General features: G+C 30.8%; 21 protein-coding genes. 10 read left to right on the top strand and 11 right to left on the bottom strand.

From position 1 onward, the window contains the following. Positions 1–13: 13 nt before the first annotated feature. Positions 14–1,039, top strand: coding sequence for a COX15/CtaA family protein (locus FHG05_RS17350; RefSeq protein ID WP_140999376.1), 1,026 nt, complete (start codon positions 14–16; stop codon positions 1,037–1,039). On the opposite strand, the gene FHG05_RS17345 is transcribed toward FHG05_RS17350, so the two are convergent. The 10 genes from FHG05_RS17345 to FHG05_RS17300 all read right to left on the bottom strand — a co-directional run bounded on the left by FHG05_RS17345 (position 1,040) and on the right by FHG05_RS17300 (position 9,664). Further along, positions 1,040–1,795, bottom strand: coding sequence for a LytR/AlgR family response regulator transcription factor (locus tag FHG05_RS17345; RefSeq protein ID WP_140999375.1), 756 nt, complete (start codon positions 1,793–1,795; stop codon positions 1,040–1,042). Positions 1,796–1,805: 10 nt separating this feature from the next. Beyond that, positions 1,806–3,296 carry a glycosyltransferase family 39 protein gene (locus FHG05_RS17340; protein WP_140999374.1) on the bottom strand — a complete coding sequence of 497 codons (1,491 nt, stop codon included), beginning with the start codon at positions 3,294–3,296 and terminating at the stop codon, positions 1,806–1,808. A gap of 27 nt (positions 3,297–3,323) precedes the next feature. Then, on the bottom strand, positions 3,324–3,692 hold the full coding sequence (locus tag FHG05_RS17335; RefSeq protein ID WP_140999373.1) for a 2TM domain-containing protein: 369 nt from the start codon (positions 3,690–3,692) through the stop codon (positions 3,324–3,326). Position 3,693: 1 nt separating this feature from the next. Further along, the gene (locus FHG05_RS17330) at positions 3,694–4,029 is read right to left on the bottom strand and encodes a 2TM domain-containing protein (RefSeq protein WP_232338113.1); all 336 of its coding nucleotides are present in this window, start codon (positions 4,027–4,029) and stop codon (positions 3,694–3,696) included. Beyond that, positions 4,007–4,309, bottom strand: coding sequence for a 2TM domain-containing protein (locus FHG05_RS17325; protein WP_232338112.1), 303 nt, complete (start codon positions 4,307–4,309; stop codon positions 4,007–4,009). The genes FHG05_RS17330 and FHG05_RS17325 overlap by 23 nt, the downstream gene beginning before the upstream one ends. Before the next feature lie 2 nt (positions 4,310–4,311). Further along, positions 4,312–4,635, bottom strand: coding sequence for a 2TM domain-containing protein (locus FHG05_RS17320; protein ID WP_181369191.1), 324 nt, complete (start codon positions 4,633–4,635; stop codon positions 4,312–4,314). 2 nt (positions 4,636–4,637) lie between these two features. After that, positions 4,638–5,972, bottom strand: a complete 1,335-nt coding sequence (locus FHG05_RS17315) for a 2TM domain-containing protein (RefSeq protein WP_140999370.1) — start codon at positions 5,970–5,972, stop codon at positions 4,638–4,640. A gap of 10 nt (positions 5,973–5,982) precedes the next feature. Further along, positions 5,983–6,606, bottom strand: coding sequence for a hypothetical protein (locus tag FHG05_RS17310; RefSeq protein WP_140999369.1), 624 nt, complete (start codon positions 6,604–6,606; stop codon positions 5,983–5,985). A gap of 415 nt (positions 6,607–7,021) precedes the next feature. Continuing rightward, complete coding sequence (locus FHG05_RS17305; RefSeq protein WP_140999368.1) at positions 7,022–7,432, bottom strand: DUF2141 domain-containing protein; 411 nt, start codon at positions 7,430–7,432, stop codon at positions 7,022–7,024. Between the two features lie 78 nt (positions 7,433–7,510). Then, positions 7,511–9,664 (bottom strand): TonB-dependent receptor, encoded by a 2,154-nt coding sequence (locus FHG05_RS17300; protein ID WP_140999367.1) that lies wholly within the window; start codon positions 9,662–9,664, stop codon positions 7,511–7,513. Between the two features lie 139 nt (positions 9,665–9,803). On the opposite strand from FHG05_RS17300, the gene FHG05_RS17295 reads away from it, so the two are divergent. The 5 genes from FHG05_RS17295 to FHG05_RS17275 all read left to right on the top strand — a co-directional run bounded on the left by FHG05_RS17295 (position 9,804) and on the right by FHG05_RS17275 (position 14,241). Beyond that, positions 9,804–10,718: a glutaminase gene (locus tag FHG05_RS17295; RefSeq protein WP_140999366.1), complete on the top strand. Its 915-nt coding sequence runs from the start codon at positions 9,804–9,806 to the stop codon at positions 10,716–10,718. Between the two features lie 84 nt (positions 10,719–10,802). Further along, entirely contained in the window at positions 10,803–11,333 is a 531-nt protein-coding gene (locus tag FHG05_RS17290) for an IS1096 element passenger TnpR family protein (RefSeq protein WP_140999365.1), read from the top strand. Positions 11,334–11,431: 98 nt separating this feature from the next. Continuing rightward, positions 11,432–12,490: a nucleoid-associated protein gene (locus FHG05_RS17285; RefSeq protein ID WP_140999364.1), complete on the top strand. Its 1,059-nt coding sequence runs from the start codon at positions 11,432–11,434 to the stop codon at positions 12,488–12,490. 92 nt (positions 12,491–12,582) lie between these two features. Beyond that, complete coding sequence (locus FHG05_RS17280) at positions 12,583–13,032, top strand: GNAT family N-acetyltransferase (protein WP_140999363.1); 450 nt, start codon at positions 12,583–12,585, stop codon at positions 13,030–13,032. Between the two features lie 123 nt (positions 13,033–13,155). Continuing rightward, positions 13,156–14,241, top strand: coding sequence for a serine hydrolase domain-containing protein (locus FHG05_RS17275; RefSeq protein WP_140999362.1), 1,086 nt, complete (start codon positions 13,156–13,158; stop codon positions 14,239–14,241). Positions 14,242–14,299: 58 nt separating this feature from the next. Here FHG05_RS17275 and glyA read toward each other — a convergent pair whose 3' ends face one another. Continuing rightward, positions 14,300–15,574 carry a serine hydroxymethyltransferase gene (gene glyA, locus FHG05_RS17270; RefSeq protein ID WP_140999361.1) on the bottom strand — a complete coding sequence of 425 codons (1,275 nt, stop codon included), beginning with the start codon at positions 15,572–15,574 and terminating at the stop codon, positions 14,300–14,302. Between the two features lie 110 nt (positions 15,575–15,684). Between glyA and fahA the strand changes: the two genes are divergently transcribed. The 4 genes from fahA (at position 15,685) to FHG05_RS17250 (ending at position 20,813) form a co-directional block, all read left to right on the top strand. Next, positions 15,685–16,968 (top strand): fumarylacetoacetase, encoded by a 1,284-nt coding sequence (gene fahA, locus FHG05_RS17265; RefSeq protein ID WP_140999360.1) that lies wholly within the window; start codon positions 15,685–15,687, stop codon positions 16,966–16,968. A gap of 196 nt (positions 16,969–17,164) precedes the next feature. Further along, a complete protein-coding gene (locus tag FHG05_RS17260) occupies positions 17,165–18,346 on the top strand; it encodes a hypothetical protein (protein WP_140999359.1) in 1,182 nt (393 codons plus the stop codon). Between the two features lie 128 nt (positions 18,347–18,474). Next, the gene (locus FHG05_RS17255) at positions 18,475–19,335 is read left to right on the top strand and encodes a TolB-like translocation protein (protein WP_140999358.1); all 861 of its coding nucleotides are present in this window, start codon (positions 18,475–18,477) and stop codon (positions 19,333–19,335) included. Positions 19,336–19,340: 5 nt separating this feature from the next. Further along, positions 19,341–20,813 carry an N-acetylmuramoyl-L-alanine amidase gene (locus tag FHG05_RS17250; RefSeq protein ID WP_140999357.1) on the top strand — a complete coding sequence of 491 codons (1,473 nt, stop codon included), beginning with the start codon at positions 19,341–19,343 and terminating at the stop codon, positions 20,811–20,813. The last annotated feature ends 127 nt before the right edge of the window (positions 20,814–20,940 follow it).

The following is a 20,940-nucleotide window of genomic DNA, read 5'->3' as shown; positions in this document are numbered from 1 at the left end:
ATGTAACTACTTTATGAAAAAATATTTTTTACCAATAACTAAAATTGCGTTAGTACTCGTATATCTTGTAATTGTAGCTGGTGCTTTGGTACGTATGACAGGCTCAGGAATGGGTTGCCCTGATTGGCCCAAATGTTTTGGCTATTATATTCCACCAACAGATGAAAAAGAATTACTGTTTACTCCTAACAGAGTTTACAAAAAAGGAATGGTAATTATAAAAGAGGAAACGCTTTTGGTTGCTAAAACAGATTTTACCACTACAGCAACTTTTTCAAAGGAGGATTGGGAACAATATACCAAACATGATTATGCCATTTTTAATCCTTCGCACACATGGGTGGAATATATCAATCGCTTATTTGGTGCTTTAGCAGGAATTGCTTGTTTTGCAAGTTTTATTGTTTCCTTTTGGTTTTGGAAAACCAATAAAAAATTAGTGCTCTATACCTTTATAATCTGTTTTTTAATGGGATTTCAGGCTTGGCTTGGGAAAACTGTTGTAGATTCAGTTTTAAATCCTGTAAAAATTACGACACATATGTTGGCCGCATTTTTAATTGTCGGACTTCAACTGTATTTAATTTTTTATTTTCAGAAAAGCCAAACTAAAGGATATAACTACCATTCAAAATTTAAATCAGCTATAATCGTTACATTGGTTTTAACCTTAGTTCAAGTCGTTTTAGGAACTGCAGTTAGAGAACATGTAGATACAATTTCTGAAACGGGTTTACCAAAGGAAACTTGGTTACAAAGTCCTACTCTATCTTTTTATATTCACAGAAGTTTTTCCATTTTGGTAACTCTTGCGATTGCTTATTTAGTGTATTTAAATTCTAAATTGAAATTGGGTTATACCAAAATAAAATTTGTAGTAGCCCTTGTTGTATTTGAAATTCTTTCAGGTATTGCTATGTATTATTTTTATTTCCCTTTTGGATCACAAACCTTACATATTGTATTATCTTCGCTTTTATTTGGATTTTTATTCTATTTGGTTTTAGAGAGTTTTCAAAGTAGAAAGCAACTGAGTTAATTATTCTAACCACGTTTTAAAATCGTTCACACGTTCACGAGCCACAATAACCTCATCTTCTTTATAGGTAGGAAGTATAATTTTTAATCGAGAATTAGTATGCACTTGAATTTCTTTAATTCCTTTTAAGGGTAAAATAAACTTTCTATTTATACGGAAGAAATCTTTAGGATTTAAATCGTTTTCTAATTGCTCCATTGTCGTATCTAAAAGATAATCTCTATTGTCGAAAGTATGCAAGTAAGTTCCTTTGTTTTCACTAAAAAAACATTCTACTTCTTGAATTGGAATAACTTTTATTTGTTGGCCAATTTTAACTGAAAAACGAGCTTTATATTCTCTTTCTACTGGATTGACTAACATTCTCTTAATGGCTTCAAAATCTAAACTTACTGCTGCATTAGCATTTGCTCTAGCTTTAAATTTAGAAACAGCCGTTTCTAAATCTTCTTCATCAATAGGTTTTAGCAAATAATCGATGCTATTTAATTTAAAAGCACGTAACGCATATTCATCATAAGCAGTGGTAAAAATAATCGCACTTTTAATGTCTATTTGCTCAAAAATTTCAAAAGACAAACCATCAGACAATTGAATATCTAAGAAAATCAGATCAGGATGTGTATTATTTTGGAACCAATTTAAGGCCTCTTCTACAGAATGCAACATTTGGGTTACTTCTAATCCTAACTTTTCAACTTTGCGTTGCAACAATCTTGCTGCTGGTTTTTCATCTTCAATTATGATAATATTCATATTCTATTTTTTAATCAAATACATGGCTTTCTAAAGTAGGCCAAATTTCTTTTAACGTTATTTTTGGTTGCTTACAAAGATACACAGGAATATTATTTTCTTCGTCTATCGCATACTTATGTTGGATTATTTTTAGAAGTTGGTACTCCCTAAAAACTTTTCCAATTACGGGTTTTTCAATTCCTAAGGTAATAACAATTTCACCCGATGTGGTTCCTGAACCCCATAACCAAAAACTGCCATGACTACAAACAGGCTCAGGTAAATTATATTTTTCTCCTAAAATAGACAACGCTCCCGCTTCTCCATAATTTTCAGCTAAAAGGACACACTTTTGCTTTTCTTCTTCAGATAATAAATTATAAATTGAGGCAATACAAGCAACTTGTTCTTCCCAACCAAACATATCAGCATAATCACTTGTTAAAAGATACCTTCCATTTTCTTGTGGTTCCAATTTTTCATAGGCTATATACTTTTTAATGGGTAAAATAGGAATGGATTTTGGAATAAAATAAAAAGATAATACCGTGATACACCCTAGAACACTATACAAGATTACGTTCCTGTTTGCTGTAATTTTTTCTAATTTATAGGCTCCAAAGGCAAATACAACTGGATAGGCAGCATAAAAATAATATCCTTTAGATTTTAAACCCCACATTAGTAAAAATACGAGTATAAAAGTAAAACCAACAGCCTTATATTGCGAAATCGATGTATCAAAAAACAGAGTCCAAACTCCAATTAAAGCAAGAAATAAAGTAAACGGTGCATGCAATTGATTTTTTACAAAATCGAATGCATCTAATTGCTCTAATTGTATTTCATTTAATTTTTGAAAATGTTTCAGAATGGGAAAATCATGAGTAATTTGCCAAATAAAATTCGGTAAAACAATTATCAAAGCGATTAGACCTGTTAGATAGAACCATTTGTTTTGGAGGATTTTTTTCCCTTGCGTAAGGATTAAACTCAGTACAATACTTAGTAATAAAATGAATATGGTATATTTATTTAGGAATCCAATTGCCAATGCTAAACCAGTATATACTAAATAGTGATTTTGCTGTGTTTTCAAAAAACGGATGAAATAATAAAAACTTATTGTCCAAAACAATTGATCAAAAGCAACGGGTTGGAACAACATATGGTTCCTGTAGAAAGCGATAAAAATTAATATTGAAAGCCCTGCCAAAAATACCGCTTTTTTCTTACCTCCTATCTCAATAGCTATTTTACAACAAAGTATTAAAATAGCAATGCCAGCTAGTGTTGGAAACAAGCGTGTGCCAAATAAGGAATATCCAAACAAAAAATGAGACAATTTACCTACAACTGCTATAAAAGGAGGAAATTCCATGTAACCCCAATCGAGGTGTTTACTTACCGAAAGGTGCAACAATTCATCTCTATGAAATCCATAATTTTGATTTCCTAAACAATGGATGAGCAATTTAAATAACGATAATCCTAAAATGATGGGCCAATATTTTTTCATAGTTGTGGCATTATTGTAACAGTTTGATTATTCCCATCTCTCGTCTTTCTCTTTGTCCATTAGCTCTTTTATTTTTTTAGATTCCCAATCATTCCCTAGGATAAAATTGGGTAAAAACACAGATAAACCATGTGCTACTAAACCAATTCCCCAGAACATTGCTGTAAAAAAGTTATGCCATTGAAAATAACTTTCTCCTTCTTTTAAGTTTTGAATGTTTACTATCACAATCATAATATTAATCACAACATATACTAAAGCATGTGTGTAAAATCCTTTAATTCTTTTAACACGTCGTAAGGCTTCTTGGTATTTTATTTCCTCAGGAGACGTTGGATAAAAATCGATTTCTCCACTCCTTTCCATTCTTCTTTGTATTCTATCTTGTAAGCTCATTTTATTCAAATTTATTATTTTGTTGTTCCTCTTCTTGCATAAACTGCTGAATTTTTCTCTCTTCCCATGCTCTACCAAAAACTGGAAACGAATAGAAAACAACGATTCCATGAATCGCTAAACCAACACCCCAAATTAAAAGCTGCCAGTAAAACCAATAATCAAACCAAAAATCATTGGGATACGTTATAATATTGATGACATATAAGGCTAAATTGATGACTACAAATGAAGTCAAATGACCAAAAAATTTTTTTATATGTTCTACTCTCTTTTTGGCTTTATAATACTGTATGTCTTCTCTCATTTCTTTTTTATTGATATTTTGTATTTTCATTTTTTTCTTCTTCCATAAATTGTTTGATCTTTTTTTCTTCCCAAGATTTATTAAAAAATGGGAAAAAATCAAATACTTTCATGGCTTGAAAGAAAACTCCCAATCCCCAACCTAGCATTGGATATAAAAACCATAAGTGCTGTGGAGAGTACTTTAAATTAATAAAAGCTAGTACAGAAATAACGAATATGTAACTGATTAAATTTCCATAAAAACCTTTCATTTCTTTGACTTTCTTCTGTGCTTTTTGATAGCGCTCAAATTCATTATTCTGTTGCATAATTACTTCCAATTTTGTTTTTTTATTCTTTCTTCTTCCATAATTTGTTTTACCTTTTCCTCTTCCCATTGGGTTCCTAAAAAGCGTTCTCCTAAAAATAAACGAATGCCTTGTACTGCAATAACAAATGTCCAACACCACATAAAAAATGCATTAATGAAACGGATTGGAAAAAAATTTATGGGTACGTTACAATACGTTTTCAATACATAAAGGATTACTCCAATACAATAGATAAATAAATGAATATAAAAGTTTTTAATTTTTTGAACTTTTTCTCTAGCTATCGTTTCTAGAATTTCTTTTGCGTCTTTTTCTCTTTCCATGATTATCTCCATTTTGCTTGTTCGTTATCATCCTTTTCTAAAATCTCACGAATTTTTTTCTCTTCCCAAGATTTGCCATATCCAAAAGTTTCCAATGCGTGAAAAGTGACTCCTAATCCCCAACCTAACATTGGGAACCAAAACCATTGAAACCCACTGGTTTTATAATTTATAAAGATTAAAACTGGAATAACACAGCAATACGAAATTAAATTGCCATAAAATCCTTTTAACTTTTCAACGCGCTCTTTTGCTCTGGCATAGGCCATTTTTTCTGAATATATATTTTTTGATTCCATAATGGTAACTTGTTTGGTTAAAATAGGTAAGAAAACTTTAAAATGAATGTTATTTTCTTCCACTAATACATTTCTTTTGGTTAAAATAGCATATCGGTTCACAATGTTTTGTAATCCAACTCCTTTTCTGTCTTGCAATACTTCTTTCTTTTGAAGGTTATTGCTAATAGTTAATTGATTGTCTTCTATCGCAATGGTAATATGCAATGGTTTTGACTCACTAACCACATTGTGTTTGATACAATTTTCTAATAGTAACTGAAGCGATAATGGTACTACTTTAGCATCTTCATTATTCAATTGATCAGGTAGTTCATACGTAATACTATTTTCAAATCGCATTTTTAACAGATTCATATAGGTTTTTGCAAACTGCAATTCCTCATCTACAGAAACTAATTCTTTATCTCTTTGTTCTAATACATATCTGTAAATTTTAGATAACGAAGTGGTAAATCGTTGTGCATTATCTGGGTTTTCTTCAATTAACGAACTTAAAACATTCAAACTATTAAATAAGAAATGAGGATCCAACTGGTTTTTTAAACTTTCAAATTTTGCTGAAGCGGTACCCGCAATAATTTTTTGTTCTTTTAGTTTGTTTTCTTGATATGCCTTATAAAAATAGACCAAGTGCACAATTAAGGTTACAAACACAGTGATAATCATTGCTACCAAATAATTGGAAGGTTTTTCGGTTCTAAAAAACTCATCGATAGTTTTATTTTCAAATCCTACATCTTCTAACATTCGAAGTAAGAAGATAATGAACCCAGAGATTGCAAAAGAAGCTAAGAAACCAACTACCAATCTTTTTAAATGAAATCTGTTTTTTTCAAAATGTTTATCTAATTGAATAAATACAATGGAATTGGCTCCATATAAAGCTACTGTATAAAGCATTGTAAATATAAAATTCCACTTCAAGTCTTCTAATCCAGGTAATTTTTGATTGACAACAAAGTTTATAATTTGTAATCCTAAAAAAATTACGATACCTATTACAAATGCTTTTTTTATTTCTTTTAGATAATTCATTGGTTGTTTATTACTTACATTTCGCTAATTCTTCTTGTGCTCTATCCAATCCCCAAGTTGGATGAAATGGTGTTTCCGGTTTAAAGTTAGCAAAAAGTTCTAATGATTTCTCTAACTGCGCACACATTGGTTTTGTATCTTGACCAAAATAACTTGCCATACCAATCTCAAAAGAGGCTTTTTGAAAAACTACTCTCGGATTTTCTGGAGCAATCTGATACGCTTTATTGTAAATATACATGACGTCTCCTGATAATTTTTGTCCGTTAACCATAGGATCATATACTATCCAACCAGTGTGAATCATGGCTTGCATTACTAAAACTTCTGGATTGTCTAAAGCTACTCTATTCATTTTATCTTGTGCTTTTTGAGCTTCTTCAAGCAATACTTTTACTTTTACTTTGTCATTCATATAACGAAATGACTGTACAGTATTAATAAAAGCGATATAATAATTCGGTAACCAATTGGTTTCGTCTACTGCAGCAATTCTTTCAAAAACTGCAATCGCTTCTGTGGGTTTGTCATTTTTCCAAAGTTCTAAAGCTTGTTGCATGCCTTTCTCATATTGTGCATGAGCGGTTATAACTGAAAAAATAAAGAATGTGATGATGGTGATAATTCGTGTCATGATGTTTGATTTTAAATTGTTACTAATGATAACTGTTCGTTTTTTAATTGTTATTGCTTTTTGATAGAACAAATTTCGGTCAGTTCCTTCTATTTTAAAATTGATACTTACCGAACTGTTATTTTTTGAGGATGAATTGTATTTTTTTAGGAATTAGTGATTCGGAATTAGGAATTAGATATGGGAAATTAGGAATTAGGGCGTGTAGAAAGCCTTTTTGCTTCTTATGATTTGCTTTAAGCTTCTAAATACAACCTTTTAGCATTACATCATTTACTTTTAGTATTACATTATTTACTTTTAATAAACATTTATTTACTTTTAGTTAAAAATAATATACTTTTAGTATCAAAATATTTACTTTTAGTTACTAATTATTAACTTTTAGTAAATAAAATAGTGCTTTTTGCTCCTTCTAATCGATTGTAATGTGTAGTACTACATCTTCTTTTATAATAAATTTAGCATCTTTATACTTAGGTGGACCAAAAGACCCTTTGGCATTATTCGAAGAGGCATACGCTTCTTTTGGAATACCAAAAAGATTTTTATCCATCTCATTATTGTTGTTTTCATCGTGATAAATGGAAACAGCATACTCCCCTTTTTCCAAATTTTCAAACACTACTTTAGCTTCTTCGTTAATTATGGATGCATCCAAACTCAGAAAAGTAACTTTTAAAAAAGTAGCTTCAGAAGTATACAATCCTACTTTTACTTTTCCTTTATTGTTTTTGAAACCGGACATGTTAACTTCTAGAGTATACGTTTGTGCATTTAAATAACCGCATAGCAATAGACATGCTGTAACAATTGTTGTTTTCATATGGTGTTTATTTATTGTGTTTACTTTATTTTAACTGGTTAAAGACTAAGTACTAGGTATTAATCACTTAATACTGATTTACAAATTATTCAGATTATTCGTTTTCTTATTATCGCTTATCGTCCAAAAGAAACCTACAAAAAAGAATTGATTGGCTGGTTGAGTAACAGCTTGTCTTTGAAACTGTCCGTTACCGTCTGGAGTATTAGCATATTGGTAGCCAAAAACATTAGAAGCATTTAAGACATTGGTCACAGAAAAGAATAAAATCTTTTGTTGGGAAACTAAATACGCCCAACTCAAACTTAAGTTATTGAATGATTTGGTTTTTTCATTCATAAAATCAGCACTATTCGGATTGTTATAAGGTCTTCCAGAATTGAACGTATAGGTCGCGCTTATTTGTGATTTTAATTGGTCAACCCAATATTTCGTAACTACTGAAAAGTTGTGATTGGCAATAAAACTGGGTGTTACTTCTTTTGAATAATTCTTATAATCTCTTTCCGAATCTATGTAAGAATAAGAAATCCAATAATCTAAATTTTTAATGGTTTTATTATCTCTCCAAAACAAATCAATCCCTTTGGCATACCCATAACCGTTATTGTTGTAATTGCTGTCATAAGTAGCCAAGTTTCCATCATATTTTACTAAATCGGCATATCGTTTATAATACGCTTCTGCACGCAACATTCTTTTGTCTTTGTTATACATATAATTGAATATATAATGTTGGGTCTTTTCATAATCTAAGTGGGTATTGAACTTTAGATAGTCTTGATTTGCCGTTTGATTGAAATTACCATAAGCCATAGAAAACTGACTATTTTCGGCTACTTTATAAGCAAATGAAACTCGAGGTTCTAGGGTGTAATCTGAAATTAAATTACTTTTAGAAGAACGCAATCCTACATTCATGGCTACTTTTTTAGAGAAAAAGATTTCTGCTTCTGAAAATAAGGCAGTCATATTATTTTGGTAACCATAGTCAAAACGATTCGATGCAGCTGGAGTAAAATTTTCATCGAAATTTGTATGGAAAAAATCCCCTCCAAAGTTTAACTTTATTCTATTGGTAATCGTTTGACGAAATTTCAGTTTATAATGTAACGCTCTTTCATTATTTTGAAGTAAATCATTGGCAAGATTCAATTCATTTTGGCCATAACCAAAACCAAAACCGGTTTGTAATTGCAAATTATCATTTAGATAACCTTTATAGCTCGTATTCAAGTAAAAGTTTTTATTTTGAATGGCAATACTCCTTTTAGCATCAAAATTCACATCTTTTTGATTGATATCGAAGGTTGTATAATCTAAAGCACCATACACTTTTAATAATCCATTCTTAAACTTTCTACGATACACACTCTCACCAGAATAGGCTTGAACGGGTTTATTCCAATCTATTTTTTGTGGAACAAGTACTTGATACGGAGCAAAATTGATATAACCTGTATTAAATGTTAACGAACTCTTTTCCCATTTTTGGGTATTCCCTAAACCTACTCCCAAAGACATAATGGAAATATCTGTCTGACTTTGTACCGGTTCATTGATTGTATTTAATAACAAAACACTCGACAAAGCATTTCCATATTCAGCACTATAACCTCCCGTTGAAAAAGTAACGCCATCAAACAAAAAAGGTGAAAAACGACTTCGTGTAGGTAAATTATTTGCCGTTGCGCCATAAGGTTGCGCCACACGAATACCATCTACAAATGTTTGGGTTTCATCACTTTCTCCACCACGCACAAAGAGTCTTCCACTTTCACCAACCGTTTGTGTTCCTGGTAAGGTTTCTAAAGCGCCAATAATATTACCTACAGAACCTGCAGTAGTAACAATATCTAAAGGCTTTAAGGCTGTTGTTTTACTATTATCACCCGCTTTAAACGTTCCTGCAGAAACCACTACAGCATCTAGGGTATTTACATTTTCTTTCAAAATATACTTTTTAGGCTGATAGTTTTCAATCGTAATTTTAAGAATTAGAGTTTCATAAGACAAAAAACTAATTTGAAGAATTTGTGCCCCTGAAGCCGTTGTTTCAAATTTAAAATTTCCTTTTTCATCTGAAATACCTCCATCATAAGTACCTTTAATAAAAATATTAGCGCCATATATAGGTTGACCAAATTCATCTTGAACAGCACCTGTAATTTGAGTTTGTGAAAAACCGAATAAAGAAGTGAAGCATACTAAAAGTTGTAAAACCGTTTTCATTTTTAATTGTTGTTTAATTAATTTGATGAAGCAAAATTGAAGTATTGCTAACGGCTTTTCAATTTAATTCTACCCAACTGTAATTTTTCGTTACCGAATTGTAAGCAGAAACATTTTAGTACATTTACCAAAAAAAGAAATGGAATACCAACAAATTATCAATTCAATATACAATGAAGTGCTTCTTTTGGAAAATAAGGGAACCGTTGCAGATTATATTCCGGAACTTGAAAAAGTAAATTCTAATAAATTTGGTATTGCCTTAATAGATAATCATCAAAACAACTATTCCATTGGCGATGCCAAAGAAAAATTTTCCATACAAAGTATTTCCAAAGTACTCACAACCGCTATTATTTTTTCTAAAATAGGGAACGATTTGTGGCAACGTGTGGGTTTTGAACCCTCTGGGAATGCTTTTAATTCTTTAGTACAATTAGAATATGAAAATGGCATTCCTAGAAATCCCTTTATAAATGCAGGTGCACTGGTTATTGCAGATCTCATGTTATCTCATTTTGATAATCCTAAAGCTTATTTTTTAAACTTCATAAGAGAATTAGCCGAAAACGAAGCTATTGATTATAATGAAACAGTAGCTCAATCTGAGAAAGAACATGGTTTTCGCAATGCTGCATTGGTAAACTATATCAAATCTTTTCACAATATTACTAATGCTCCTGAAGATGTACTTGATTTCTATTTTTATCAGTGTTCGATTGAAATGACCTGTGAGGATTTAGCCAAAGTATTTCAATTATTTTCACATAATGGTTTGATCCCCAAAAGTAAAACCAAGTTTTTAACAACCAGTCAGTGTAAAAGAATGAATGCCTTAATGCAAATGTGCGGTTTTTATGATCAAGCAGGAGAATTTACGTTTAAAGTGGGATTACCAGGTAAAAGTGGTGTTGGTGGCGGTGTTGTAGCCATTTACCCGAATCATTATACTGTAGCGGTTTGGAGTCCAAAATTGAATAAAAAAGGAAATTCTTATTATGGTTTAGAAACTTTAGAACGATTAACAACAATTACCGAAGCCTCAATATTTTAGAAATAATGTTATCAACAATACTAAAAACCTAAAGCAAAAATGGCAAATAATCCTTACTTTTGCGTTTCCTAAAATTTCAAGATTATGATTTATAAATTCCGAGCAATACTCGATGCAGAAGAAGATATTTTTAGAGATATTGCTATTGAAAAAGAAGCTACGTTAGAAGATTTACACAATGCATTAGTAAATGCTTTTGGCTTTGATGGTACTGAAATGGCTTCCTTTTATACATGTGATGAAAACTGGAATCAGGAAGATGAAATTCCTTTGTTTGATACGGGTGATGTTCCAGGAGAAATGCGAATCATGAATAATTTTATATTAGAAGATAATTTAGACCAACATCAAACTAAAATTATTTATGTATATGATTTCTTTAATATGTGGACTTTTCTTGTTGAGTTAGCTGCTATTGAAGAAAAAGTAGAGGGAGAAACCTATCCTGCTCTATTATATTCTCATGGACAATTACCATTAGATGCACCAGATAAAGCATTTGAAGCAGATGATTTTGGTTCTGATTTTGAAGACGATTACGATGAAGACGATTTAGATATGTTTGATGGAGATGATAGTTTTGAAGATTTTGGTTTTGAAGAAAATTGGAATTAAAAAATTAGTCAATATGTAAATGTGACAATGTGCTATTGGTACGGGTTTCGCAAACATAAAATGACACATTGACAAATTAATAATTGACACATTTAAAAATGATAAACTTATTTAATACACATATTGAAAACCTATCTGTTCACAGAGTAGGTAACAAAAGCAGAAATGAAAGCACCTTTTTATCTGAAAACCCATACGGATTAAATGATGAAATCATGCCTTTATTAAAGGAATATTTTTTTAAACCTTTTCGTGAAAAAGAAGAGAATTATTATCAATTTGCTCATGAAGTAGATTTAGAATACAATGAAATGTTCCAATTGGCTTCTCAAGTTTTTAATAATCCATCGGAAATTCATGAGGTTTCTAAAAAGATAACCCAACATCTTTTTGAACAATCCAATCATCCTCATATCAAAAATGGTGAAGTATATGTTACCTATTTTACGAATGTTTCCATCGATAATAATACGGTAGATGCAATAGGTGTTTTCAAAAGTGAAATTCAAACCGATTTTTTGCAATTTGAGGAAAACGGCAACAATTTGGAAATGATTTTACAACAAGGAATCAACTTAAACAAATTGGACAAAGGATGCCTTATTTTTAATTATAAAAAAGAAGAAGGTTATAAAATTTTAACGGTTGACAGTAACCGATATGATGCGCGTTATTGGTTAGAGCATTTTTTATCTGTTGATGTTTTTCAGGATGAAAATTTCATTACTAAAAAATACTTAAAATTTTGTCAAGACTTTGCCAAAGATGTTGTTTTACCCGCTGAAGATAAACAACAAGAAGTTTTATTCATGAATAGAGCGGTAAATCACTTTGCTAAAAATGATGAGTTTGAAGAAACGGCTTTTTTAAATGAAGTGATGCAAAATCCTGAATTTATTCCAGAATTTAAAAACTATAAAGTAGACAAAGGAGCCAAATACAGTATTGAAGACGTTTCTAATTTTCCAATTGCCAATGCAGCTGTAACAGATGCTAGGAAGAAAATGAAAAATACCATACAATTGGACACTAATATTCAAATTAAATTAGATTTTATTAATCCTGAAAGTGCCGAGAAGTTTGTAGAAAAAGGTTGGGATGAAGAAAAGCAAATGTATTATTATTTGGTGTATTTCAATAAAGAACAAAAAAGCTAAAAACAAATTAAAATCCTCAATATTACATATTGAGGATTTTTTATTTTAATTACATTCGTTGGATTTATAAAAGAATAAAGATTCTCTAAAATATGCTAACAACTACTCTAACCTTACAGAAAGATAACTTTTCCATTTCAACCGATACAGCCAAATTAGATATAGCATCTATTCATCAATTTTTATCTACTAAAGCCTATTGGTCATTGAATATTCCTAAAGAAAAGGTAGCACAATCCATACAAAACTCGTTATGCTTTGGAGTGTATGATAATGGAAAACAAATTGGATTTGCGCGAATTATAAGTGATTACACAACGATTGCCTATTTAGGTGATGTTTACATCTTTGAAGCTTATAGAGGAAAAGGACTTTCAAAATGGCTTATGGAAACGATTATGACACATCCTAACCTCAAAGGATTAAGAAGATGGATTTTATTAACTGGTGATGCCCATGAATTATATCGTAAATTTGGTTGGTCTGAAATTTCAGATCCTTCAAAATGGATGGAGATTCACAACAAAAATTGTTATGAATAATTTTTAAGGCAAATCTTACCTAATATTATTCTTCATTTTTTCAAAGTTTTATATATTTGTGTATACACGAATTAGTACAATATCACTACTATAGAAAATTAAGTAGTAGTCAAATAGTATAACATGAAAAAATTGTCTCCCATATTATTCCTTGCTTTCCTACTAATTATTGCAAGCTGTAATCAATATAAAAACAATTATCAGTTAAGCGAAAAATCAATTTATTCTGAAAGTGGCAATCTTCATTTGTTAGATTCACTTTTAAATGACCTCTATAAAGAAGATAAAATAAATGGAACTGTTTTAGTTTTAAAAAACAATCATCCGGTTTTTGAAAAGTCGTATGGTTATGCTACAGCAGATAAATCAAAACAATTAACTAAAGAATATCAATTTATCATTGGTTCTATTTATAAAGAATTTCCTGCAGTTGCCATCATGCAATTAGAGGAAAAAAAATTATTACAATTACAAAATCCCATATCTCAATATATTTCTAACTTACCAGAATGGGCAAATTCTATTACTATTGAACATCTATTACAATATACTAGTGGATTACCTACAATCAATTGGAACCAACTCTTTCAAAACAATGGAAATCCTACTGAAAAAGAAGTTTATGAACACATTCAAAAAATTGATCATTTAGAATTTCAACCTGGTACTAACTATTTATACACCAATTGCAGTCCGTTGTTACTTATTAAAATTGTTGAAAAAATAACGAATAAAAAATTCGAAAAATATTTAAACGATAACATTTTAAAACCTAATCACATAAATGGAATTACTTTAAAAGATCAGTTTCCATATAAGAATCCATCCTTAATGGCAATGCCTTTTAATTATGAGTATGTACCTGATAGTTTTAAATTATCTATTAAAAATTTGCTCTTTGTAAGTAAAGCCAAATCATTAGGAGATTGGTTTTATAAATTAGACCGTTACAAAATCATTTCTGAGAAATCCTATAAAGTTTTAGCAAAAAAATTTAAAGCAGAAGATGATTTTCAAGCTCCTTTAGGGAATGTTATCTATGATACTAAAGGTAATTTAATAGAACACACACATCATGGTTCAAGTGGAAATTACGAATGTTTAGGAAGACATTTTATACAAGATGAGTTAACCATTATTATTCTAACCAATCAGAAAAAAAGAAACTTATACGAACTTTCGAATCTTATAAAAGAAGTTTTGAAATAATAGTATAAAAAAAGACTTCGTTTGAAGTCTTTTTTTATACTATTAGAATTCTTTTGAATTAAAAAACAAACATTGCTCTTTCTCCCATAAATTCATTTACTTCTTCTGCTACTTGTTCCAAAACAGCTTCATCAGTGAAATTAGTAATCACTTTATCAATCAAAGCAACAATCGTTTCCATATCTTCTTCTACCAAACCTCTTGTGGTAATTGCTGGTGTTCCAACACGTATTCCAGAAGTTACAAAAGGAGATTTATCATCAAAAGGAACCATATTTTTATTCACTGTAATTTCTGCTTTTACTAATGCGTTCTCAGCTTCTTTACCTGTAATGTTTTTATTTCGCAAATCAATTAACATCATATGATTGTCTGTTCCTCCAGAAATTAAATGATATCCTCTTTTTACAAATGCAGCTGCCATTGCTTGAGCATTCTTTTGAACCTGCATGGTATATCTAAAAAATTCATCTGTTAAAGCCTCTCCAAAAGCAACCGCTTTAGCAGCAATGATATGCATTAAAGGTCCTCCTTGATTTCCAGGAAATACGGCCATATCTAAAACATGTGACATCATTCTGATTTCTCCTTTTGGAGTTTTTAATCCCCATGGGTTTTCAAAGTCTTTACCCATCATAATCATTCCTCCACGTGGTCCTCTCAAGGTTTTATGAGTGGTTGTGGTTACTATATGACAGTGCGGAATTGGATCATTTAATAATCCTTTTGCAATTAATCCTGCTGGATGTGAGATATCGGCTAAAAGTATCGCTCCTACACTATCTGCAATTTTTCTAAAACGCTCAAAATCCATATCTCTAGAATAAGCTGAAGCTCCAGCTATAATCATTTTTGGTCGTTCTGCAGAAGCAATTTCTTGAATTTTATCATAATTCAATCTACCTGTTTCTTGTTCTACTCCATAAAATACAGGATTATATAATTTTCCAGAAAAATTTACTGGAGAACCATGCGTTAAGTGACCACCATGTGACAAATCAAATCCTAAAATCTTATCTCCTGGTTGCAAACAAGCTGCAAAAACTGCAGTATTGGCTTGTGAACCTGAATGCGGTTGCACATTTACATATTCAGCTCCAAAAAGAGCTTTAGCTCTATCAATGGCAATTTGTTCCACTATATCAACTACTTCACAGCCTCCATAGTAACGTTTCCCAGGATAACCTTCTGCATATTTATTAGTTAATACAGATCCAGCTGCTTCCATAACTTGATCACTTACAAAGTTTTCTGAAGCAATTAATTCAATTCCATGAATTTGTCTGTCTTGTTCATCTAGAATAAGATCAAAAATTTGTTCGTCGCGTTGCATTTCTTAGTAATTCGTTAAAATTTATTCAAAATTACAAAAAAGGTTTGTTAAATTAGCAGTAAAGTTTATATTTGGTGTATAATTTTTCAACAAAAAACTAACAAATAATTATGCCAAATATAGCCAATGATCCTACAAGAAAATCTTGGATAGAGGTCCCAAAAAATAGCGACTTCCCTATTCAAAATATTCCTTTTGGGGTTTTTATTACTAAAGAAGATGTCATCACTATAGGTACTCGAATTGGAGATTCAGCCATAGACATGGGTGCTTTACAACAACTCGGATATTTTGAAGGCATTGATCTTACAGATGATATGTTCATGCAAGATACTTTAAACGATTTCATCTCAGACGGAAAAAAAACATGGCGATTGGTTAGAAACCGATTAGCTGAAATTTTTGATTCAGAAAATGCTACTTTAAGAGACAATGAAAAACACAAAGAGGTTGTCATTTTCGATGTAAAAGATATTGAAATGTTATTGCCTGTACAGATTGGTGATTATACTGATTTTTACAGTTCAAAAGAACACGCTACTAATGTAGGAAAAATGTTTCGTGATCCAGAAAATGCTTTACTTCCAAACTGGCTTCATATTCCAGTAGGATACCATGGTAGAAGCTCTACTATTGTTCCAAGCGGTGTATCTGTTAGAAGACCAAATGGACAAACACTTCCTGCTGGTGCAACTGAACCCGTTTTCGGACCATCTAAACTAGTGGATTTTGAATTAGAAACTGCCTTTATTACCACAGATGCCAACTTAATGGGTGAGCCTATACCTGTAGATCAAGCAGAAGAATACATTTTTGGAATGGTTTTGTTTAATGATTGGAGTGCACGCGATATTCAAAAATGGGAATATGTACCTTTAGGTCCGTTCTTAGCCAAAAACTTCGCTTCATCTATATCTCCATGGATTGTTACTATGGATGCATTAGAAGCTTTTAGAGTAAAAGGTCCTGAACAATCACCTACTCCATTACCTTATTTACAACAATCGGGAGAAAATGCATTTGACATTCACCTTGAAGTGGCAATCCAACCTGAGAATGAGGAAGAAACTGTAGTTTCAAAATCCAATTTCAAATATATGTATTGGTCTATGGCCCAACAGTTAGCGCATCATACCATTAATGGTTGTCGTATTAATTCGGGAGATATGATGGGAAGTGGAACTATTTCTGGACCTACACCAGATTCATTTGGTTCTATGTTAGAACTAACTTGGGGTGGAAAAAATCCTATTCAAATGAAAGATGGTAGCGAAAGAAAATTTATCAACGATAATGATACCGTAATCATTAGAGGATATTGTGAAAACAAAGAATTACGAATTGGGTTTGGAGAATGTGCTAGTAAATTACTTCCAGCTGTTGCTATAAAATAGTTTTAGGAATTTTTTATTACTTATATTACTTAAAACTTTATACACCAAATATTTAAAAAAACTCCAAAATTTAATTTTGGAGTTTTTTTTTAGCCCTGATGGAAGTGGCATCCTTTTTGTTTAAGAGAAAAAAACAAAAAGATATCCGCGAGGAAATCCTCCTAAAAAATTTTATCTTTGCCTAAATGATTTATTTATGAGAAAAATTACTTTTATTATTTTATCACTTGTTCTTGTTAGTTGTGGAGTGAAACAAACCCAATCCATGTTAAGTAATGGAAATTATGATGGTGCTATTGAAAACGCTGTCAACTCACTAAGAACAAACAAAACTGCAAAAGGAAAACAGGATTATGTGTATTTACTCGAAGAATCGTTTGCTAAAGCGAAAGCTCGTGATGAATCCAACTTGAATTTATTAATTAAAGAAAATAATCCAGCTAATTACGAGCGAATTTATAATTTATATACGCAATTAAGAAATCGCCAAGAAAGAATTAAACCATTACTTCCTTTACCTTTATTAAAAGAAGGAAGAGATGCGATCTTTCCAATGGATGACTATTCAGATGAAATCATTAGCAGCAAAAATAATCTATCGGGTTATTTATATGCTAATGCAAAAAAATTAATGACTTCTAAAAACAAAATGGATTTTCGTCAAGCTTTTGATGATTTAAACTATTTAGATCAATTGAATCCAAATTATCAAGATGTAAGAGCCTTAATGGATCAAGCTCAATTAAAAGGAACCGATTTTGTCCATGTATATACTAAAAATGAAACCAACCAAGTTATTCCTGCGCGCTTACAAGATGATTTATTAGATTTTAGCACTTATGGAATCAATGATAAATGGACGGTTTACCATAATAATCGTCAAAAAAATATCAATTACGATTATGGAATGATTGTAAATTTTAGAAATATTGCCATCTCTCCTGAACAGGTAAAAGAAAAACAGTTCATCAAAGAAAAACAAATAAAAGATGGTACCAAAACGCTTTTAGACAACAATGGAAATGTGGTTAAAGATAGTTTAGGAAACCCAATTAAAGTAGATAATTTTAAAACAATTTCTGTAAGTATCTATGAATTCACTCAATTTAAATCTTGTCAAGTAACTGCAAAAGTAGATTACATTGATTTTAGAAGCAACCAATTAATAGACGCTTTTCCGGTAACTAGTGAATTTGTTTTCGATTATATCTATGCAAATTACAACGGTGATAAAAGAGCTTGCGAAGAGAATTATTATCAATATTTTGATCGTAGAGCAGTACCTTTCCCAAGTAATGAACAAATGATTTACGACACTGGTGAAGATCTTAAAGCAAAATTAAAAGCAATTATAACCAACAATAAGTTTAGAAGGTAAAAGCAACATTTAAAAAAATAAATAAAAAAACACGTTTTGATTAAAACGTGTTTTTTTATTTATTTTTTTAACTTTTTTACAAACAAAATGCTATTTTTATGTTTATATAACAAACAAATAGTACTAATATGAAAAAAAGTCTTTTTTACTTCTTGCTATGCGCAAGTAGTATGTACTTTAGCTATGCTCAAAATTTAAAGAATTTACAAAGAATTCCACTTGAAGCATATTTTACAAACCCTGTAGTGTCTCCAGACGGACAATTTACTTTACTAACAAACCAACATTTTAAAGGGGTATATTTATTAAATCTTTCCAATAATCAAATACAGCGTATTACCGATAAAGAAGGTAGTGGTTATGGTTATTCATGGAATGAAAAAAGTGACACTTTTTATTTTAAACAAAAAAATGAAAATGAGTTTTTTTATAATTCAAAAACGTATAGCTACTCTATTTTAGATCAAAAAATTGAAGAACTTCCTGAAATTAATGCGAATTATTTGCCTTCTTTTAAAGGTTTTAAAAAAGGAGGTGATAGAGCTATAGTTGTATATACCAATTTAAATACTTTACAAATTTTTGCTAAAAACTTACATACTCAAGAAAAATGGTTAATAACTCAAAATGATGGTCAATATTATAATGCTATACGCTCTAACGATGGAAAAAAAGTAGCTGTTCACAATGGAGCAGATATTTATATTTATGATATTGATGGTCAAAAAGAAGGCGTAAAAATTGGTAGTGGTATTGCCACTTCTTGGTCTCCAAATGACGATTATTTAATTGGTTTTTTAGATCAAAGTTCTGATGGACATACTATTGATAATTCGGAAATCTATTTGTTTAACCCAAAAGAGTACAGTCCTAAAAAAATTACAAATACAGAAGTAATTTCTGAAATGTTTCCGTCTTTTATTGATGAAAACACAATTATATTTTCAGATGATAAAACTGGACGCATTTTTACTTTTAATATAAAATAAAAACCATGAAAAAACTATACATTTTTCTTTTATTAGTAACTTTTACTCTGGGTTTAAACGCACAAATAATTGTTATTGATCCTTGTCATGGCTACGGATCAACTACCAGTAATAACCCAGATGGTAGAACAGCAACAGAAATTGAAACCGCTTTAGCTGTTGGCTTAAAAACAAGAACTTTAATCCAAAATAATTGTAGTGCATTAACAGTACATATGACAAGAACAACAAATATAAATGGATGGATTTCAGTCACCCAAAGGGCGCAAATGGCCAATAATTGGAATGCAGACCGATTAGTAAGTGTTCACTGTAATGCTGGAGAAGGAACAGGAACTGAAACTTTTTATTGTACCTATGACGACAGTAATACTACTCCTGACATAAATTTTTCAAAAAAAATACAAACTGATATGGTTGCCAATGGCTCATTTAATAACAGACGTTGCGTTGAAGATAATTCTTATTTAGCCTATCATCTAGGTGTTTTACGCTATTCATCTGCAACAGCTTGCTTGAATGAAATTGGATTTGTAGATAACTCCACAGATGCTGCTAAATTAAATAGCAATACTTGGCGAGATACATTTGCTTTATCCTATTTTAATTCATTAAAATCAAATTTAAACGTCAGTTGCAGTATTACCAATTCTCCTGGAAGTTTTACACTAAATGCTACTCCCGAATGTGTTAATAACACAAGTCGCATAAATTTAACTTGGACCTCTTCAGCTAATGCAACAGGATACGATATTTACAGAAATGGAGCTTTGTATGCTAGCAATATTACGGGAACCTCATTTTTAAATACTTATGTAACAAATGGAACTATTTATACTTATTATATAAAAGCTAAAAATAGTGCTGGTTCCATAAACAATTCTAATGGTACTTTAACTCGAACTGCCTCTTGTATTCCAGGTTCATTTACGTTAACAACAACGGCTACCTGTAGTGGTTCTTCAAGTGCCATAAACCTTACTTGGACAACTTCTTCTGGGGCAACTTCTTATGATATATATAGAAATGGTAATCTTTATGCTAGCGATGTTACTGGAACCTCTTTCTTAAATACTTATCTCATTAATGCTGGCTCAACCTATACTTACTACCTGAAAGCTAAAAATAGTTCGGGCACTTTAAATAATTCTAATGGGACTCGTTCAGTAACAGCTACTAGTTGCAGTAGAACAATAACTTATAACAATGAAAATTCATTATCTCTAAAAGATGAAATTAAACTATATCCCAATCCAGCTAGTGATGCTATAACGCTAGAAGTAAATCAGATAAACGAAAAAGACGTTTGGGTTAGCATATTGGATATTTCAGGAAAACAGGTATTGCAATTCCAATTAGCATCCAAAGAAAATTCATTGAATCAAACGATTGATATTTCAAAACTAAATAATGGTATTTACTTCATGAAAATCATAGTCAACAATGAAGAACATATTAAAAAATTTGTCCGAAATTAATAAAAAAGCGCTTTATTGCACTGCCCCCAAAAAGTTAGACACTATTTGGGGGTATTTTTATGGAAAGAAAAGTCAAGTACGATTATGCATTTAAATTAGAATGCGTAAGATTAGTTTTAGAAAAACA

Origin of the sequence: Flavobacterium profundi (genome assembly GCF_006491645.1) — a bacterium.
Classification (GTDB): Bacteria; Bacteroidota; Bacteroidia; order Flavobacteriales; family Flavobacteriaceae; genus Flavobacterium; species Flavobacterium profundi.
This window is presented reverse-complemented; position numbering and strand designations above follow the sequence as displayed.

Bases quoted from the DNA above. Each gene is read 5' to 3' on its own strand.
- FHG05_RS17300 (WP_140999367.1), bottom strand. From the start codon at position 9,664: ATGAAAACGGTTTTACAACTTTTAGTATGCTTCACTTCTTTATTCGGT.
- FHG05_RS17260 (WP_140999359.1), top strand. From the start codon at position 17,165: ATGAGAAAAATTACTTTTATTATTTTATCACTTGTTCTTGTTAGTTGT.
- FHG05_RS17335 (WP_140999373.1), bottom strand. From the start codon at position 3,692: ATGAGCTTACAAGATAGAATACAAAGAAGAATGGAAAGGAGTGGAGAA.
- FHG05_RS17315 (WP_140999370.1), bottom strand. From the start codon at position 5,972: ATGAATTATCTAAAAGAAATAAAAAAAGCATTTGTAATAGGTATCGTA.
- FHG05_RS17290 (WP_140999365.1), top strand. From the start codon at position 10,803: ATGATTTATAAATTCCGAGCAATACTCGATGCAGAAGAAGATATTTTT.
- FHG05_RS17350 (WP_140999376.1), top strand. From the start codon at position 14: ATGAAAAAATATTTTTTACCAATAACTAAAATTGCGTTAGTACTCGTA.
- FHG05_RS17340 (WP_140999374.1), bottom strand. From the start codon at position 3,296: ATGAAAAAATATTGGCCCATCATTTTAGGATTATCGTTATTTAAATTG.
- FHG05_RS17250 (WP_140999357.1), top strand. From the start codon at position 19,341: ATGAAAAAACTATACATTTTTCTTTTATTAGTAACTTTTACTCTGGGT.
- FHG05_RS17310 (WP_140999369.1), bottom strand. From the start codon at position 6,606: ATGACACGAATTATCACCATCATCACATTCTTTATTTTTTCAGTTATA.
- FHG05_RS17285 (WP_140999364.1), top strand. From the start codon at position 11,432: ATGATAAACTTATTTAATACACATATTGAAAACCTATCTGTTCACAGA.
- FHG05_RS17275 (WP_140999362.1), top strand. From the start codon at position 13,156: ATGAAAAAATTGTCTCCCATATTATTCCTTGCTTTCCTACTAATTATT.
- FHG05_RS17280 (WP_140999363.1), top strand. From the start codon at position 12,583: ATGCTAACAACTACTCTAACCTTACAGAAAGATAACTTTTCCATTTCA.
- FHG05_RS17330 (WP_232338113.1), bottom strand. From the start codon at position 4,029: ATGAAAATACAAAATATCAATAAAAAAGAAATGAGAGAAGACATACAG.
- FHG05_RS17325 (WP_232338112.1), bottom strand. From the start codon at position 4,309: ATGCAACAGAATAATGAATTTGAGCGCTATCAAAAAGCACAGAAGAAA.
- FHG05_RS17320 (WP_181369191.1), bottom strand. From the start codon at position 4,635: ATGGAAAGAGAAAAAGACGCAAAAGAAATTCTAGAAACGATAGCTAGA.
- glyA (WP_140999361.1), bottom strand. From the start codon at position 15,574: ATGCAACGCGACGAACAAATTTTTGATCTTATTCTAGATGAACAAGAC.
- FHG05_RS17345 (WP_140999375.1), bottom strand. From the start codon at position 1,795: ATGAATATTATCATAATTGAAGATGAAAAACCAGCAGCAAGATTGTTG.
- FHG05_RS17305 (WP_140999368.1), bottom strand. From the start codon at position 7,432: ATGAAAACAACAATTGTTACAGCATGTCTATTGCTATGCGGTTATTTA.
- fahA (WP_140999360.1), top strand. From the start codon at position 15,685: ATGCCAAATATAGCCAATGATCCTACAAGAAAATCTTGGATAGAGGTC.
- FHG05_RS17295 (WP_140999366.1), top strand. From the start codon at position 9,804: ATGGAATACCAACAAATTATCAATTCAATATACAATGAAGTGCTTCTT.
- FHG05_RS17255 (WP_140999358.1), top strand. From the start codon at position 18,475: ATGAAAAAAAGTCTTTTTTACTTCTTGCTATGCGCAAGTAGTATGTAC.